The 15,690-nt window shown below is 64.5% G+C and carries 18 protein-coding genes; 5 read left to right on the top strand and 13 right to left on the bottom strand.

Annotated elements, in window-relative coordinates:
• Positions 1–93: 93 nt before the first annotated feature.
• From PSH59_RS10625 to gspG, 8 genes are all read right to left on the bottom strand, one after another.
• Positions 94–1,275 (bottom strand): substrate-binding domain-containing protein, encoded by a 1,182-nt coding sequence (locus PSH59_RS10625; RefSeq protein ID WP_248083573.1) that lies wholly within the window; start codon positions 1,273–1,275, stop codon positions 94–96.
• Positions 1,276–1,610: 335 nt separating this feature from the next.
• On the bottom strand, positions 1,611–2,822 hold the full coding sequence (gene gspF / locus PSH59_RS10620) for a type II secretion system inner membrane protein GspF (RefSeq protein ID WP_305394990.1): 1,212 nt from the start codon (positions 2,820–2,822) through the stop codon (positions 1,611–1,613).
• Positions 2,822–4,240, bottom strand: coding sequence for a type II secretion system ATPase GspE (gene gspE / locus PSH59_RS10615; protein WP_248083571.1), 1,419 nt, complete (start codon positions 4,238–4,240; stop codon positions 2,822–2,824). Before gspE ends, gspF begins: the two co-directional genes overlap by 1 nt.
• Positions 4,237–6,537 (bottom strand): type II secretion system secretin GspD, encoded by a 2,301-nt coding sequence (gspD, locus tag PSH59_RS10610; protein WP_305394989.1) that lies wholly within the window; start codon positions 6,535–6,537, stop codon positions 4,237–4,239. Before gspD ends, gspE begins: the two co-directional genes overlap by 4 nt.
• Positions 6,534–7,046 carry a type II secretion system protein GspM gene (gspM, locus tag PSH59_RS10605; RefSeq protein ID WP_305394988.1) on the bottom strand — a complete coding sequence of 171 codons (513 nt, stop codon included), beginning with the start codon at positions 7,044–7,046 and terminating at the stop codon, positions 6,534–6,536. The genes gspD and gspM overlap by 4 nt, the downstream gene beginning before the upstream one ends.
• Entirely contained in the window at positions 7,039–8,109 is a 1,071-nt protein-coding gene (gene gspL / locus PSH59_RS10600; RefSeq protein ID WP_305394987.1) for a type II secretion system protein GspL, read from the bottom strand. Before gspL ends, gspM begins: the two co-directional genes overlap by 8 nt.
• Positions 8,106–8,984, bottom strand: a complete 879-nt coding sequence (gene gspK / locus PSH59_RS10595) for a type II secretion system minor pseudopilin GspK (RefSeq protein ID WP_248083567.1) — start codon at positions 8,982–8,984, stop codon at positions 8,106–8,108. Before gspK ends, gspL begins: the two co-directional genes overlap by 4 nt.
• A gap of 8 nt (positions 8,985–8,992) precedes the next feature.
• Positions 8,993–9,442, bottom strand: coding sequence for a type II secretion system major pseudopilin GspG (gene gspG, locus PSH59_RS10590; RefSeq protein WP_248083565.1), 450 nt, complete (start codon positions 9,440–9,442; stop codon positions 8,993–8,995).
• Positions 9,443–9,590: 148 nt separating this feature from the next.
• Here gspG and gspI point away from each other — a divergent pair, with 148 nt between their 5' ends.
• Complete coding sequence (gene gspI / locus PSH59_RS10585; RefSeq protein WP_248083564.1) at positions 9,591–9,956, top strand: type II secretion system minor pseudopilin GspI; 366 nt, start codon at positions 9,591–9,593, stop codon at positions 9,954–9,956.
• On the opposite strand, the gene PSH59_RS10580 is transcribed toward gspI, so the two are convergent.
• Entirely contained in the window at positions 9,943–10,374 is a 432-nt protein-coding gene (locus PSH59_RS10580; RefSeq protein WP_248083562.1) for a type II secretion system protein N, read from the bottom strand. The genes gspI and PSH59_RS10580 overlap by 14 nt on opposite strands.
• A 93-nt stretch (positions 10,375–10,467) precedes the next feature.
• On the opposite strand from PSH59_RS10580, the gene gspH reads away from it, so the two are divergent.
• Both gspH and PSH59_RS10570 read left to right on the top strand, forming a co-directional pair.
• Positions 10,468–10,920 carry a type II secretion system minor pseudopilin GspH gene (gspH, locus tag PSH59_RS10575; RefSeq protein WP_305394986.1) on the top strand — a complete coding sequence of 151 codons (453 nt, stop codon included), beginning with the start codon at positions 10,468–10,470 and terminating at the stop codon, positions 10,918–10,920.
• A complete protein-coding gene (locus PSH59_RS10570) occupies positions 10,917–11,510 on the top strand; it encodes a type II secretion system protein GspJ (RefSeq protein WP_248083560.1) in 594 nt (197 codons plus the stop codon). The genes gspH and PSH59_RS10570 overlap by 4 nt, the downstream gene beginning before the upstream one ends.
• 43 nt (positions 11,511–11,553) lie before the next feature.
• Here PSH59_RS10570 and PSH59_RS10565 read toward each other — a convergent pair whose 3' ends face one another.
• From PSH59_RS10565 to PSH59_RS10555, 3 genes are read right to left on the bottom strand one after another with little or no spacing between them, the layout of a single operon-like run.
• The gene (locus PSH59_RS10565) at positions 11,554–12,480 is read right to left on the bottom strand and encodes a FecR domain-containing protein (RefSeq protein ID WP_305394985.1); all 927 of its coding nucleotides are present in this window, start codon (positions 12,478–12,480) and stop codon (positions 11,554–11,556) included.
• A gap of 37 nt (positions 12,481–12,517) precedes the next feature.
• Positions 12,518–13,063, bottom strand: a complete 546-nt coding sequence (locus tag PSH59_RS10560; protein ID WP_248083558.1) for an RNA polymerase sigma factor — start codon at positions 13,061–13,063, stop codon at positions 12,518–12,520.
• Positions 13,060–13,704 (bottom strand): secretin and TonB N-terminal domain-containing protein, encoded by a 645-nt coding sequence (locus PSH59_RS10555; RefSeq protein ID WP_248083623.1) that lies wholly within the window; start codon positions 13,702–13,704, stop codon positions 13,060–13,062. The genes PSH59_RS10560 and PSH59_RS10555 overlap by 4 nt, the downstream gene beginning before the upstream one ends.
• Before the next feature lie 217 nt (positions 13,705–13,921).
• Between PSH59_RS10555 and PSH59_RS10550 the strand changes: the two genes are divergently transcribed.
• A complete protein-coding gene (locus PSH59_RS10550; protein WP_248083557.1) occupies positions 13,922–14,233 on the top strand; it encodes a hypothetical protein in 312 nt (103 codons plus the stop codon).
• Positions 14,234–14,326: 93 nt separating this feature from the next.
• On the top strand, positions 14,327–15,145 hold the full coding sequence (locus tag PSH59_RS10545; RefSeq protein ID WP_305394984.1) for an alpha/beta fold hydrolase: 819 nt from the start codon (positions 14,327–14,329) through the stop codon (positions 15,143–15,145).
• A 55-nt stretch (positions 15,146–15,200) separates the two neighbouring features.
• On the opposite strand, the gene PSH59_RS10540 is transcribed toward PSH59_RS10545, so the two are convergent.
• The gene (locus PSH59_RS10540) at positions 15,201–15,587 is read right to left on the bottom strand and encodes a DoxX family protein (protein ID WP_248083555.1); all 387 of its coding nucleotides are present in this window, start codon (positions 15,585–15,587) and stop codon (positions 15,201–15,203) included.
• Between the last annotated feature and the right edge of the window lie 103 nt (positions 15,588–15,690).

Here is a 15,690-nt window from a genome sequence, read left to right as displayed (position 1 = left end):
ACATAGGGCTGGTAACGGCGGGCACCCACGCAAAAAATCAGCAACGGCGCAGGCCGTTGCTGATCAGGTGGTGCAGGTCGTTGAAAGCGAGGGTTACAGCGGACGACCGATACCGTTGCAGACGTTGGTGTTGCCGATGCTCAGGGCGTTGCTCGCGGTCAGGAAGCTGGCGCGAACGGTGGCTTTCCAAGCGGTTGGCAGCGGCACGAAAGCGTTGGCGGTGATGGCTGCATCGTTGTTGTTGGAGGCGCCGTAGTGCTTGGCGAAGAAATCACGCACTTGGCTGGTCTGGGTGGCATCGGCGTAGCACTGGCTGAAGATCAGGTTGGTGAAGCCCAGGATCGGGTAGCCCGAGGTAGGGTAAGGCTGCACGCCGGCGGTGTTGGCTTTACCGAACACTGGAACCCAGGCGTCCGGGTTGCCACGCTCGGTGGAGGCCGGCACGGGTACGGCGTTGATGGCAGCGGAGACGTTAGCGGCGGCAGGCGAAACGCCCGCAGTGTTGGTCGCGACGTCCTTGCCGACACGTGCCACTTTGGTCGCGTCGTCCAGACCGGCCAGGGTTGGGGCCGCGAAATCAGGGCTCATGTAGGTGATACCACCGTCGGCGCCGGCCAATGCGGTCATCACACCTTGGCTGCCGGCGGCAGAAACGGCGCCGGCAGGCAAACCACCGGTGTAGCTGGTGCCGAACGTGGTGGAGATATTGAAGGTGCCGGTTTCAGCACACTTGGCGTTGAGGAAACGGGTGAACAACTCGGTGGTGCCACTGCTTTCGCTACGGTAGACCACGGTGATCGCGCCGGTACGGCCGGAACCGGAAATACCGCTCCAGTCAGTGATACGCCCCGAGAACACACCGCACAGCTCGCTGACGCTCAGGTCAACCGCTGCGGTGCCGCTTTTGTTGAAGGGAATAGCGACCGCAGTACCCACCGACGGCACCTGGATCAACTTGCCCCAGGTCGGTTGCTTGGCAGACGCGTAGGTCGACAGCTCAGTGGCGCTCAGCTTGGAGTCGCTGCCCGCCCAGTGCACGTTCTTGTTCGTCACGCCGGCCTGGAACTTGGTGTAGTCGTTGTTCAGGAAGGCGGCCTTGCCGTTACCGCTGCCCACGCCGATGTACGGGGCAAAACCGGCAGTCAGCACGCCGGAAGTCTGGTACAGCGCTTGTGGCAGGGTTGCACCACCACCGTTGATGTCAGCCATTGCAGCCTGGGCCGAGCACAGTGCAGCGAGGGTCATGGATACCGCGAGAACGTTGCGCTTAAACATGAAGAATCTCCTTTCGTCGTGTTTGTACGTTTGGGTAGAGGGCTCTTGCATGACGCCATGGCTTCGGTCCCAAGCCGGTATGCGGGGGTGGCCGGGGGTGAAAACCATGGGAACGAAACTCGCAGTTTCCGATGACAGATATAGGAAAAAACCTCGGGAGGAAGCGCTTGATTTTAAAAAGATTCTCGGGTGTTTTGGTCATACTTTTGAGCGTTTTAGGCCCACGTGACAGCGGCGTTTCAGTACGCCTTCGCAACCGTGGGCTGGAGGCCGCGCGGGGCGTGCCGAACGGGTGAAACATGACAGGATGAGGAACCCGAGTTCGCTCCGCTGACCTAGGTGACCAACTGGTTGATTTCGATGATCGGCAGCAGCACCGCCATCACAATCACCAGCACCACCGCGCCCATCACCACGATCATCAGCGGCTCCAGCAACGCAGTCATGCCCATCGCCCGGCGTTCGATATCCCGTGACAGGGTCTGCGCCGCACGTTCGAGCATCGGTGGCAGCGAGCCGGTCTTTTCGCCGCTGGCGATCAGGTGGATCAGCACCGGGGGGAACACATTTTCCACCGCCAGCGCCGGCGCCAGGTTGACCCCTTCGCGCACCTTGGCCGTGGCATCGTTGACGCACTGGCTCAGGCGCTCGTTGGACAGGGTCTGACGTGCCGCCTCCAGAGCGCGCAACAGCGGCACGCCGGCACCGCCGAGAATCGCCAACGTCGAGGCAAACCGCGCGGTGTTCAGGCCCAGCACAAACCGCCCGATCAGCGGCAGGCGCAGCACGCGGCTGTGCCAATTCAACCGCGCCACAGGGTTGCGCAGGTACAGGCGCCAGCTCCAGAAACCACCGACGATGCCGGCAAAACACAGCCAGCCCCAGGCGCGGATAAAGTCGCTGGCGTTAAGCATCGCCAGGGTCAGCCCCGGCAAGTCCTGGCGCGCCTGGGAAAACGCGCTGACCACTTGGGGCACCACGTAGCTGAGCAAAAAAATCACGATGCCGATGGACACCAGCCCCACAACGCCGGGGTAGATAAACGCGGTGAGAATCTTGCCGCGCAGGTTGTTGCGCTCCTCGATGTAGTCGGCCAGGCGCTCCATCACCTGGGCCAGGTCACCGGACTCCTCTCCCGCCGCGATCAACGCACGGTAGATCGACGGAAAATCCCGCGGTCGCGCGGCCAACGCCTGCGCCAGGCGCATGCCGCCGCGTACATCGGCGCGCACGGCGGCGAGGGTCTGGGCGATGTGCTTTTTCTCCGCTTGCTCCACCGTGGCACTCAGCGCTGCTTCCAACGGCAGGCTCGCACCGAGCAGGCTCGCCAGCTGGCGCGTGGCCCAGGCCAGGTCATTGTCCGACAGCTTGGCGCTGAACAGGCTGCCACCGGCCGTCGTTGGCTGCCCCACCTCGACCTGCACGAGCAACGCCGTCAGGCCACGGCTGCGCAGCAGCGCAAACGCCCCGCTCTGGCTGTCGGCCTCGACATGCCCGGCCTCGACCTTGCCGCTGGCATCGGCGGCTTCATAGCGATAGCGATTCATCAGGCGTCCCGTGTGACGCGCAGAATTTCTTCGGGCGCGGTGGCGCCGCTGCGCACCCAGCGCTCGCCGTCTTCACGCATGCTGAACATCCCCGCACGGCGCGCGGCCACACGCAACTCCTGCTCGCCGGCGCCTTGGTGGATCAGGCCGCGCACGTCGTCGTCGACGCAGAACAATTCATGAATACCGGTACGCCCGCTATAACCGATCTGGTTGCACTGTGCGCAGCCCACCGGGCGCCAGGTGCCGGGCGCGGCCGGGTCTTCCTGCTTGCAGTGCGGGCACAGGCGCCGCACCAGGCGCTGCGCCAGCACCCCCAACAGCGACGAAGCCAACAGGAACGGTTCGACGCCCATGTCGATCAGGCGGTTGACCGCCGACACCGCGTCGTTGGTGTGCAGGGTGGCGAGCACCAGGTGGCCGGTGAGCGAGGCCTGCACGGCGATCTGCGCGGTCTCCAGGTCACGGATTTCACCGATCATGATGATGTCCGGGTCCTGCCGCAGGATCGCCCGCAGTGCCAGGCCGAAGGTCATGTCGATCCTGGCGTTGACCTGGATCTGGCTGATGCCCGGCAGGTCGTACTCCACCGGGTCCTCCACCGTGAGGATATTGCTGGTACTCGCATCCAGCCGCGCCAGGGCCGCGTACAGGCTGGTGGTCTTGCCGCTGCCGGTGGGCCCGGTGACCAGCACAATGCCGTGGGGCTGGCGGATCAGAGTATCCAGGCGTGCGAGCAACTGCGGCGCCATGCCCAGGGTCTCCAGTTGCAAGCGCCCGGCCTGTTTGTCGAGCAAACGCATCACCACGCGCTCGCCATGCCCGGTGGGCACGGTCGACACGCGAATATCAATCGGCCGCCCGGCCACGCGCAAGGCGATGCGCCCGTCCTGAGGCAGGCGTTTTTCGGCGATATCGAGCTGCGCCATGATCTTGATCCGTGACACCAGCGCGCCGTGCAGCGCCTTGCGCGGCGACACCACATCGCGCAAGGTGCCGTCGACGCGGTAGCGCACCACCGAATGGGTTTCGTAGGGCTCGATATGAATATCACTGGCCTCGTCGCGCGCGGCCTGGGTGAGCAAGGCGTTGATCATGCGAATCACCGGTGCGCCGTCCTGGGTGTCGAGCAGGTCGGTGATCTCGGGCATGTCCTGCATCAGGCGGTCGAGGTCCACCTCGTTTTCGGCGGCGCCCACCACCGCGGCAGCACTGCCGGTATCGGCATAGGCGCTGGCCAGGAGGCCGTCGAGTTCGTCGTCGCGCACCTGTTCTATCCGCGACTCGCCGAACTGGCGCTGGACTTCGCTGATGGACCAGCCGGGCGTTGAGGGGCAGACGGTGAGCAGCCGGCCCGCCTCGTCGGGGCGCAGAAGGATGCGCTGGGATTTGGCCCACGCGTAGGGCAGCAGGCTCATGGGGCCGGCACCGCCCGAATTACCGCCCTGGGCCCCGGCGGCTGCCCGCCCGGAATCGCCTTGTCCACCGAGGGCAATTGCGGCGCCTGCACGTCCGGCATCGCCCAACTGTGCTCCGGCTGCAAGCCGCCCTGGGCCCGGCGCATGAATTCATAGCGGTTCAAGGTAATACTGCGCCCCGCGCCACTGTCGCGAATGATGTAAGGCCGCAAAAACACCATCAGGTTGGTCTTGCTCACACTGCGTTTTTCATTGCGAAACAGTGCCCCCAGCCCCGGAATGCTGGAGAGCCAAGGCACTGCATCATTGCTCTGGCTGTAGCCATCCTGCAGCAAGCCACCGAGCACCATGATCTGCCCGTCATCCAGCAAAATGCTGGTATCGATCGCGCGCTTGTTGGTCACCGTACCCGCGTCCACCGAGGTGCGCGTGTCCACGCTGCTGACCTCCTGATAGATATCCAGCTTCACCGTACCGCCCTCGGAAATCTGCGGCCGGACGTTCAGCTTGAGCCCGACTTCTTCGCGCTGCACGGTCTGGAACGGGTTGTTGCTGGTGCCCCCGCCGCCCGTCACATAACTGCCGGTGACGAACGGAATGGTCTGCCCTACAAAAATGCTCGCGGCTTCGTTGTCCAGGGTCAGCAGATTGGGCGTGGACAGCACATTGGTGCCGCCCTTGCTCTTCAGCGCGCGGGCCAGCACCTTGAGGTCGAGCACCTTGCCGATCCCCGGAATGTCCACGCTGCCGTTGACCAGGCCGACGTTAAGGCCCTTGGGCAACACATCAATGCTGGTCTTGCCGGTGCTGACGATGCCGCTGCCGCCCAGGTTGACCCCGCCAAACCCGCCGTTGCCCGCCAGGTTGCCGGCCTGCCATTGCACGCCGAACTCGGTGGCATCGTCCTCGCCCACTTCGACGATCAGGCTTTCGATCACCACCTGGGCACGGCGCTGGTCAAGCATATCGATCACTTCGCGCAGGTTGCGGTACAGCGGGTCCGGCGCGGAGATCAGCAAGGTGTTGGTGGTGGCGTCGGCCTGGATGGTCACGCCGCCGGCGCTGAATGCGGTGTCCTGGTCTTTGGCCGTGCCACCGGTGCTGGTGGTCGCCGTGTTGCTTTGCCCATAGCCCGACTGCACGCCGCTGCCGGTGGGTGTGCCGCTGCTGTTTTGCGCGCTGCTGCCTTGCGCAGTGTTCTGGCCGCTGCCGCCCATGCTGCTGAGCTTGCTGCGCGCCTCGTCGCTGACGCCGGACTCGCTCTCGCCGGTCAACAACCCACGCAGCGACTGGGCCAACTTGCCCGCCTGGGCATTGCGCAGGTAGACCACGTGCATATTGCTGGGGTTGCTCTGGGCGTTGTCGAGTTTGTAGATCAGGTTGCGCGCCAGCTCCGTGCGCTCGGGGCTGCCGGAGCGAATGATGATCGAGTTGGAACGCGGGTCGCCGATCACAGTGATCTTCTGGGTCTGGTCGGCGCCTTGGGTTTCCAGGAGCTCGGCGACCATCGCTGCAATGTCCACGGCGATACCGTTCTGGATCTGCACTACGTCGGTGTCGATGGCGCTGGGGGTGTCGATGCCGCTGATGATATGGGCCACCCGCGCGAGGTTTTCCGCGTAGTCGGTGATGACGATGCTGTTGTTGCCGGGGTAGGCGTTGATCGGATTGTTCGGCGACACAATGGGGCGCAGCACCGGGATCAGGTTCACCGCGTTTTCGTACTGCAGGCGAAAGGTGCGGGTCTGCATGCCGCTGCTGCCGGCGCTGTACATCGGCCCGCCGAGCAACTTGGCATCGGCCTCCGGCACCACTTGGGCCACACCGCCGACGTCCACCACGCTGAAGCCTTGCATGCGCAGCGCCGCCAGCAGCATGTCATAGGCCTGATGCGCCGGTACCTGGCCTTCGCTGACCAGGGTCAGGTTGCCCTTTACACGCGGGTCGACCAGAAACTGCTGGCCGGTGGCACGGGATAACGCACGCACCACGGCCTGGATATCGGCGTCGACAAAATTGAGCTGCACCGGCTGATCGCCCAATGGGTTGCGCGCTTTGACGTTGGCCGGCGCCTGGCCACGGGCGCTCTGGGTCACCCGATGTTGTACGGTCGGCTTGGGTACGGGGTCGCGCTGGCGATCCAGCACGGTGTCGCCGCTGCGACGGGTATCGGCCAGGGGCTGGCCAAGTTCGCTGTCCACCAGCAACGGTTTGGATGCGTCCTGGGTGCTGCACGCGCTGAGGGCCAGCAACAGCAATGGCGCGACGGTGCGAAAAGGCGGGACTGACCACTTCATGAAGCTTCCTTAGCGCCAGGCGCCTGATCCATGCGAACGGTCCCGGACACAGTGCCGGCCGAGGTGTCGACGGCGTCCGCGGCACGTTGCAAACGTGCCTCGGACACTTCCAGAGAAAACGAACGGGGATTGCCCAGCAACCAGCCCACCACCGCGTCGGCCGGGGCGTTGTCGAAGGTCAGGCGCCAAGCGCCGGGTTCCAACACCTGCAAGTGGTAATGCCCTTGCAGGCCGGCGCTGTCCAGGGCCTGTTGCAGCGTGGTTTCGTCCGCCACGCGGGGCGCTGCGACGTCCTGCAACAGCACCTGTAAAGCGGCGGCCTGGGCGCGCAACTTGGGGGTTTCGGCCTGCCAGTAGTCGATCTTTTTCAGCGCCGGCTGCACCAGAATCAGCCAGCTCAACAGACTCGCCAGCAACAGGCCGACACCCGCCAGCAGGCGTTTTTCGCGCAGGGCCAGGCCGTTCCAGAACACCTGGGACTGGCCGCGCAGGCGGCGCCATTTATTCATCGTCGGCTCCCGATTTTTGCGTGGCCTGCGCCGGGGCAATGCTCCAACCGTGATCGTCCCGTGTGGCGGCAAAACCGGCCTGCGCCAACGCCGCCTGCCAATCGCCCTGCGCGGCCGGGTTGCGGCTGTCGGCCAGCAGTTCCAGGTGCAAGCGCCCTTGCTCGAAGGTCAGGGCGTTGACACTGCCCACCATAAACGGCAGGTGTGTACCCACCAGTTGCAACAGCCCGGAAAAGCGCTGAGCAGGATCGGCAGCGGCACCGTTCTGGCGCGCCATCAGTTGCTGACGGGCCTGCTGCAACGGGTTAAGCACCACCGGCAGTTCGGGAAATGCCTGACGCACCTGCTGACTCATCAACGCCTTGAGTCGCTGGCCCTCCTCGACCTTGCGCGCGGCGTACAGGTTCAGGCCCAGGGCCCAAATGGCAGCGGCCAGGGCGATGCAGCCCAGCGCCCTGCCCCAGCCACCACTGGGCCCCTGGCGAAGGCGCGCATGCAACCCCCACGCAGGTACGGCGCCGGCCCAACGCTGGGACGCGCTCATCGGCGGCAGATCCAGCGCCTGCCCCCCTAATGGATGCACCGTGCCTTGTTGCGGGCTGTCGCGGGTCAACAGATAACCGTCGTCCAACGCTGCCGCTCCCACCGGCAAGGCATAGGGTGCCGGGTACACACCCCGCAGTTTCAGTTGTGCCTGCGCCAGGACCTGGCCGAGCCGCTCCAGCTCAGCCGTCGACACCCAGCCCACTTGCACGCACCCGTCGCTTTCGCGCGGGCCGTGGGCCACGTGCATCTGCTCCACGGGGCCGAGGATCAGCGCCTGGGCTGCACAGGCCACCGCCGCGGCAGTTTTGGCGGCGGGCAATGGCGGCAGTTCCAGGCTTGTCATCACACTGTCGCGGGGGTGCAGAAAACACTCCACCGCCTGGCGGCCCTTGCCCAGCCGTGCCAGGCGTTCATGCCCTTCGGACACCACCGCGCCGCGCTCCAGCCAGGCAAAGGCGACCTGGCTGTCCACGCTCAACTGCGCCAGCGGTGGCAACCCAATGCGCAAGCGCTTCATACGCCCACCCGCGACCAGATCACCTGCGGCCGACGACTTTCCGGGCGATGCAGCAGCGCGTCCAGGGTCACCCGGCGCGGGTCCTGCCGCACCTGGCCTTGCAGGCGAAACCACTCACTGGTAATGCCCACTTGCACCGAATCCACCGGCACTTGCGGCAGGTGCAAGCGGTTGACGAAGTCCCCGCGATTGATAAACCACTGCCCACTGTCCCGCTCGGCCACCAGCGCCTGGGCCTGGGCCAGACTCAGCTGCGGCACCACCGCGCTGAGCACCTCGGCGCGGGCGGTGTTGCCGTTGACCCAGGTGATGTCGGGCAACACGCTGATGAAGGCCTGCATGCGCTGCAACAGCAGCGGGTCGAGTCCTTCCACAGCGCTCAAGTCATCGAGACTGCGCAGCATCGGGTATTTGGCCGGCGTGTCGAATCGCTCATAGGAACCGATCACCCGCTGGCTGATGCGCCGACTCAGCGCCGGGTCGACCCCGATCAGGCCGCACAGGCGCTCGAAACTCTGCAACTGCTCGGTATCCACTTGCTGGCGGTTGACCAGATTGCGCAGGTTGAACTTGCCTTGTTCGTCGTCCACCCGGCCATCGAACACGCCGCGCTGGGCCTGGGCCCAGGGCTGGTCGAGGCGGGTCAACACGTCTTTCTGGCGCGCGTCCCAGAGCAATTGGCGGCTGCGCTCAATACCGCCCAGCAACAACCACTGGCCCTGGATGCGCAGTTGTTCGGCTTCCAGGCTGCGAGTAAATACGGTCTGGCGCGTCAGCATGCCGCCTGCAATCACCGCCACCACCGCAGCGATCAGCAATGCGCTGATAATCGCCATGCCGCGCTGCTTCGCCGCTGTGGGCGAATACCGTTTCATGGGGCGCCTTACAACTGCCAGGAGCCGATATCAGCATTCACGCCATCACCGTCCGGTTGGCCGTCGGCGCCCAGGGAGAACACGTCGACTTCACCGTTGGCACCGGGGTTGAGGTAGTGATATGGGTGGCCCCACGGGTCGTTGGGCAGTCGGTCCAGGTAGGCGCGCCAGGTGGTGTTTTTGGCGTCCGCCGGGCGTTCCACCAGCACCTTCAGGCCCTGGTTCATGCTTGGGTAAGTGCCATGGTCGAGGCGGTAGAGTTTCAGCGCCTGCATCAGGCCGCCGATGTCCTGCCTGGCCGCCGTGGCCCGCGCCTGGTCCGGCCGGTCGAGCACCTTGGGCACCACCATCGCCGCGAGAATCCCGAGGATAACCACCACCACCATGATCTCGATCAGGGTGAAGCCACGCTGGCCGCGAGGGCCTGGCAATGGAGGCATTAGGCGCGCGATATCCATCTCGACATTCCTTGGGTTGAGTGCATTTCGTGGCGCAGTGTTGCAAGAACACATGTCAGTCGTATTGAAAATCCTCGGGAGTTTCGGTCGCCAATCGGTCAACTCGCGGCGTTAGTCTGCGGGCCTGTCTCCGGGCTTTGAGAGTGCCATGTACGGCCATCGCAACGAGCAAGGCTTTACCCTGATCGAAGTGCTGGTGGCATTGGCGATCATTGCCGTGGCCATGGCCGCCGCCGTGCGCGTGGCCGGTTTGATGACCCAGAGCAATGGCTTGTTGCGTGACAAATCGATGGCCTTGCTGGCGGCCCAGAGTCGTTTGGCGCAGGTGCGTCTGGAGGGCCGCTTGCGCAGCGGCAAGCAGACCTTCGTGTGTGATCAGGGCCGCTTGAAGCTGCGTTGCGAGCAAACCATCAGCGCCGATGGCCCGCTGTTTCAGGTCTCGGTACAGGTGCTCGACGCCAGCCGCGACGCGCCGCCCCTGGCGCGCCTGGCCACCCAGGTCATGGCCGAGTGAGCCGCGGCAATGCCGGCGCATCCGGCAGCTTGTCCAGGTGCACGCGCAGCTTCTCGCCGCCACGCTCGATCTCCACGCCGTTGCCTTCAATGGCGGTCAAGCGCACACCAGGACTCACACGTTCACCCACTAGAAAGCTGCGCGGCGGGCCGTCGTTGAGGCTAAGGATCGCCACCGCGCCACGCGCGCCGGCCAACACGCCGGTAACCTTGACCTGCAAGGCCGTCGGCGCATTGGAAAACCATTGCAGCGCCGGGTTATCGCTGCGCGCCGCCAGAGCCTGCGGGGTGGCCTGGGGCGTGTGGGATTCGGCGGAGGTGAGCAGCAGCGGTGTCCACACCACCGCACCGGCCAGGGCCGCCAGCAGCGCACCGAGCTGCACGCCATGGGCGGCTGAAAATCGCAGGGAAAAAGCCATGAGTTGGACCTCCTGTTTGTCCGTGTCACCAGCGTACAGGCCAATTCGCACGTTTTTATGTCACAACCTCGCCAGTTCTGCAGGTGCTTCGCGATGAAACAAAAAGGCTTCACCTTGATCGAGCTGATGGTAGTGCTGGTGATCATCGGCATCGCCAGCGCCGCCATCAGCCTGACCATCAAGCCCGACCCACTGCGCCTGCTGCGCAAAGACGCCGAGCGCCTCAGCCAACTGCTGCAAGTGGCCCAGGCCGAAGCCCGCGCCGACGGCCGCCCGATCACCTGGCGCGCCGATGCCAAGGGCTTTGGTTTCAACCGCCGCAGTGACCGCGGGCCGGGAACCGAGACGTTCGAGGACGACGCCCAACTGCGCCCGCGCTTATGGGAGAGCACGCCCATGCAGATCAGCATCGAACCTCGGCAAACCCTGGTGCTTGACGCAGAATGGATCAGCCCGCCGGTGCGCGTGGTGCTGTCGGACGGGCAGCACAGCCTCAGCCTGCAACGGGATGCGGCGGGCTTGATGCGTGTGGTGAGCCAACCATGAGCACGTCCCAGAAAGGCTTTACGCTGATCGAAGTGATGGTCGCGATCATGCTGATGGCGCTGGTCAGCCTGATCGCCTGGCGCGGCCTCGACAGCGTGACCCGCGCCGATCAGCACTTACAGGCCAGCACCGAACAGACTGAAGCCCTGCTGCGAGCACTGAACCAGATGCAGCGCGATATCAGCCTGCGCGCCAGCGTCGAACTGACCGCGCCGAAAAACGACGTCGAAGGGCTCGCCGCGGTAACGATCCGCAGTTCCGACAGCAAGGGCTTCAGGCTCGACGTGATACGCAGCGCGCCAGTCCCCGGTGACGGCCTGCAACGGGTGCGCTGGTGGCTCAAGGGCGACAACCTGTACCGCGCAGCGGCGCCGGCACGGGATCGATTCCCGCTACCGGCGGCCAGGGACGCAGTGGTGGTGCTGGCCGGCGTCAGTGACCTGCAGGTACGGGTGTGGGAGGCGGATAAAGGCTGGCGGCAGTTGAGCGGCAATCGACGTGAAGACCCGCTGGGATTAGAGATCAGCCTGGTGCGCCAGACGCCCCAGGGGGTGGAGCGGTATCGGCAGGTTATGGGGCCTTTGCGCTAAGGCCGGAACGCCTTCTGTAAAGAGATTCACGGGATGAGGTCGGCTAACTCAACAACACCACCCCACCCGGCAACTCGGTGCATTTGGCGCCATACGCATCCCGAATCAACAACGCCACGCCCGCTAACTGCTGCAGGCTGAACCGTGCCTGCACGCGCCGCTGGCCCAGTTCTTTGTTGAGCAGCACCAGCATTCCGGGCCGATAACGGTTGATCTCATCCACCACCGTGGCCAGGGTCGCGTTATTGAACACAAGCACCTGTTCACGCCAGGCCACCACGGCCTGCGTATCCACCGACGTCACGGCACTGACCCCGGCCGCGCCGTAGCTCAGTTGCCGGCCAGTACCCAGGCTCACCGTGTGACCGGCGACGTCCACCGACAGCGACCCTTCGATACAGGTCACGCACACTGTGCTATCGGTGTGTCGCACATTGAACCGCGCCTGCGCCGCGCTCACCCACCCCTCGGCAGCCTGGACCTTGAGCGGCTGGGCCACGTGGGCGAGCACTTCGACTTCACCTTCGAGCAATTCGATCCCCTGCCCGACCCGGCTGATGCGCGTCTGGGTATTGAGTTCCAGGCTCACGCCGTCACTCAACAGCACTTGGCGCTGCTCGCCGACTTCGGTGCGATAGTCCGCCGTCAGTCCGGCAAAGCCGCCGGGCACGCCGACGCTGACCATCACCACCGCCGCCGACGCGGCGATCGCACCGCCCAGGAACGCACGACGCCCAAAGTGCCGAGGGCGTTCCGACTGCTCAGCCGCGGCGCCAAGGTGCTGCCATAAACGCTTGGCCTGCTCGAATGCCTGAGCGTGCTCGGGGCTCTGGGCACACCAGGCTTTGAGGGCCTTGGCATCGGCCACAGTGGCGCGGCCCGAGGTCAGCAACACCAACCAGTCACGGGCTTCGTCATGCAAGGGGCTGGCCGCGGATTGCCGGGCGATGGAGAGGCTAAAGATATTCAAGCGCGCACATACTCACGGATTTTTCAGGGACTCAACACTAAGACGGTTTTCCGGCCCCGGGACCGAACCGCTGGATCACTTTTCTTTCCAGGCGCTTGGCGCAGTGGCCCAGGGCGGCCTTGATTTCTTTCTCGACCATGCGCGTAGAAATGCCGAAACGCTGGGAGATCTCCAGGTGCGGCGCTTCTTCGAGGCGGGCGGCGATCAGGATCTTGCGCCGACGGGCCGGCAGTTCGTAGAGCGCCTTGACCAGGGATTGGATTTCTTTCTGGCCGCCCACCACCCGCGACGGGTCCTGGGCTTCGTCGGCGCTTTGCAGCAGTTCTTCCACCTCGCTGCCGGTGAGCAGACGCGCATCGGCCTGACGGCGGTCGGCGGCGATGTTGAGGGCCATGCGGTACAGGTAGGCATTCGGTTGCGCCAGGTTCGGCGGCACGTCCATGCGGTCGACGCGCAGGTAGGTTTCGTGCAGCACGTCATTGGCCAGGTCTTCCGAGCCCAGACGCTTGCGCAAACGTACCTTGAAGTCTTCATAGGAGGCCAGGAACAAGCTGACCATCGCACTGTGGCCGGTATTTTTCATCCGCCCAAGGCTCCCGTTGCTGCTGTGCATTCCATGCGCGTTCCTGTTGTGTCGGGCATCAAAAGTAAAGTCACCGGTTGGCGCAGCGAACTCGGCGCCGGGCGGTCCACCCGTGCAGTTCCCAGGCTGCGTACCAGTGCTTCATCGCGTTGTTCATCGCCGGTGGAGCTGACCAGCCGGCTGTGTTCGATCACCCCGTCACGGTTGACCCACACCTGCACCAGCGCACGAAAACTGCCGGGGCGCGTGAGCGGCGACCGGCACAGGCTGGTTTCAATGGCCTGTTGCAAGGCCGTGGCATAGCTGTTGTTGATGCGCGTGGCGTTGCGCGCCGCCGCGCCAGCCGTCTGGGGCGGCTGACTGACCTCGGGCAACTGCAAGGTGAACGCATCGCTGCGTGCATAACGTGCCATCAGGCCACTCCCTGTCAGCAACATCGCCAGAGCCTCCTGCGCGGTATAGCGCCCGCGCACCCCGATGGAGCGCCGGCCCCGCGTCAATTCGCGGTCCACCAACACCGCCATGCCGGTGGCGCGGCTGTAGGCTTGCAGTGCCTGTTCCAAGTCTTGCGCCGGCAGGTCGAGCGGCAACAGCGGCGTCTGGGCCTGCACCACGCGCGCGCCGACCAGCAGCAACAGCAAGACCAAGGCGCATACACGGCGCCTCCAGCCCCCCTGTTCACCCCCCGCTCTGCATCGCTGCACGGCCGACGCGCCCTAGAAAACCGTCATCCTGAGGCCCGTTTATGAATCTGATGTTACGGCGCCAGCAAAAAAAACATCACGGTGACGAGAGACCCGCTGCTCTACACTTTCAAGCCTAACCGGCCCACTCCCTCGGGCCCGCCAGGAGGCCATGATGAAGCTGCTCACCACCCTCGCCAGCCTGTTGCTGTGCGCCGCCCTGCCTGCGCTCGCCCACGCCGAAAACGCGCCCGGTAGTTGCACCGAGGTTTCAGTGGATGGGTACAAGGCGCCCGACTATGGCTGCCTGGGCAGGCAGCTGGGCAATGACACGAATGCAGCCAAGGCCGCCAAGAAAAACCGCGAGGCGCAGAACCTGTCCGTGGAAAAACGAGCGCCGAACGCGGTGGGTTTATCCACGCCGGCAGCGACGAGCGTGCGCATGGGCAATACGTTCGGCACGTCGGTCAAGCCACAACGCCCCTGAACCGTCCAACCTAGCACACCCGTACAAGCCCGCCGTCCCTGTTGGCGCGATAGTGAACTGCGTCTTCTCGCCCCCTCAACCAGGAGTTTTTGCATGAGCACTTTCGTTGCCAAAGACGGTACCCAGATCTACTACAAGGACTGGGGCAGCGGTAAACCCGTGCTGTTCAGCCACGGCTGGCCGCTGGATGCCGACATGTGGGAATACCAGATGGAATACCTGAGCAGTCGAGGCTACCGCACCATCGCCTTCGACCGCCGAGGCTTCGGCCGCTCGGACCAGCCGTGGACCGGCAACGACTACAACACCTTCGCCGATGACATTGCCCAGTTGATCGAACACCTGGACCTTGAGGACGTGACCCTGGTGGGCTTCTCCATGGGCGGCGGCGATGTGACGCGCTACATCGCCCGCCACGGCAGCGCACGGGTGGCCGGCCTGGTCTTGCTGGGGGCGGTGACGCCGATCTTCGGCCAGACCGCCGATTACCCGCAGGGCGTGCCGGCCGAGGTGTTCGTCGGTATCGAGGCTGGCCTGCTCAAGGACCGCGCGCAGTTCATCTCGGACTTCAACACGCCATTTTTCGGCCTTAACAAAGGCCAGGTGGTCTCCGCCGGCACCCTGAGCCAAACCTTGCAGATCGCGATGCTGGCCTCGCTCAAGTCGACGGTGGATTGTGTGTCGGCTTTCTCCAAAACCGACTTCCGCCCGGACATGGCCAGTATCGACGTGCCGACCCTGGTGATCCATGGCGATGGCGATCAGATCGTGCCGTTCGAAACCACCGGCAAGGTGGCGGCCCAGATGATCAAGGGCGCCGAACTGAAGGTGTACAAGGATGCGCCGCACGGTTTTGCCGTGACCCACGCCCAGGCCTTGAATGAAGACTTGCTGGCGTTCCTGAACCGCTGAAACGCCTGAAACACCGCTCTCCTTACTTTGGCCGGGCTCGCCCGGCCTTTTTTGTTCAGGTAAAACGCTGCCCCAGGGTAAGTCGACCCGGCCCGGCGATCAGTACGCTGGTGAAGATGATCAGCAACAACCAGCCAAACTGCCCTTCCAATAACGTCCACTGCGGATGCACCACCAGCATGGCGATCAATAGCACCGCCAGGATCGGCAGGCACGCCAGCCGCACCCAGACACCGACCACGATCAATACGGGGCACACCACCTCGGCAAAGATCGCCAGCAGCAACGTGACAGTGGCCCCCACGTGAAACGGGTCTTCGATCAGCGTCAGCTGTTCGCTGTAGTTGAGCACCTTGGGCACGCCATGCACCCACAGCAGGAACAGCGCCCCACTCACTCGCAGGAACAACAGCCCAAGGTCCTGGTGTTTTGATTCGTTCATAGGCGCTTCCTGGTGATTGACAGGTTATCGACCTCGATTGTGTCCACCCAGGGGCTGGCACGCTTGCAAGCCTGTGCTGACTTTTTACTCTCCAGTGCCGGCA

This window comes from Pseudomonas sp. FP2309 (assembly GCF_030687575.1).
GTDB lineage: Bacteria > Pseudomonadota > Gammaproteobacteria > Pseudomonadales > Pseudomonadaceae > Aquipseudomonas.
Note: the sequence above shows the minus strand (reverse complement) of the source record. Positions and strands in the feature narration are given on the sequence as shown.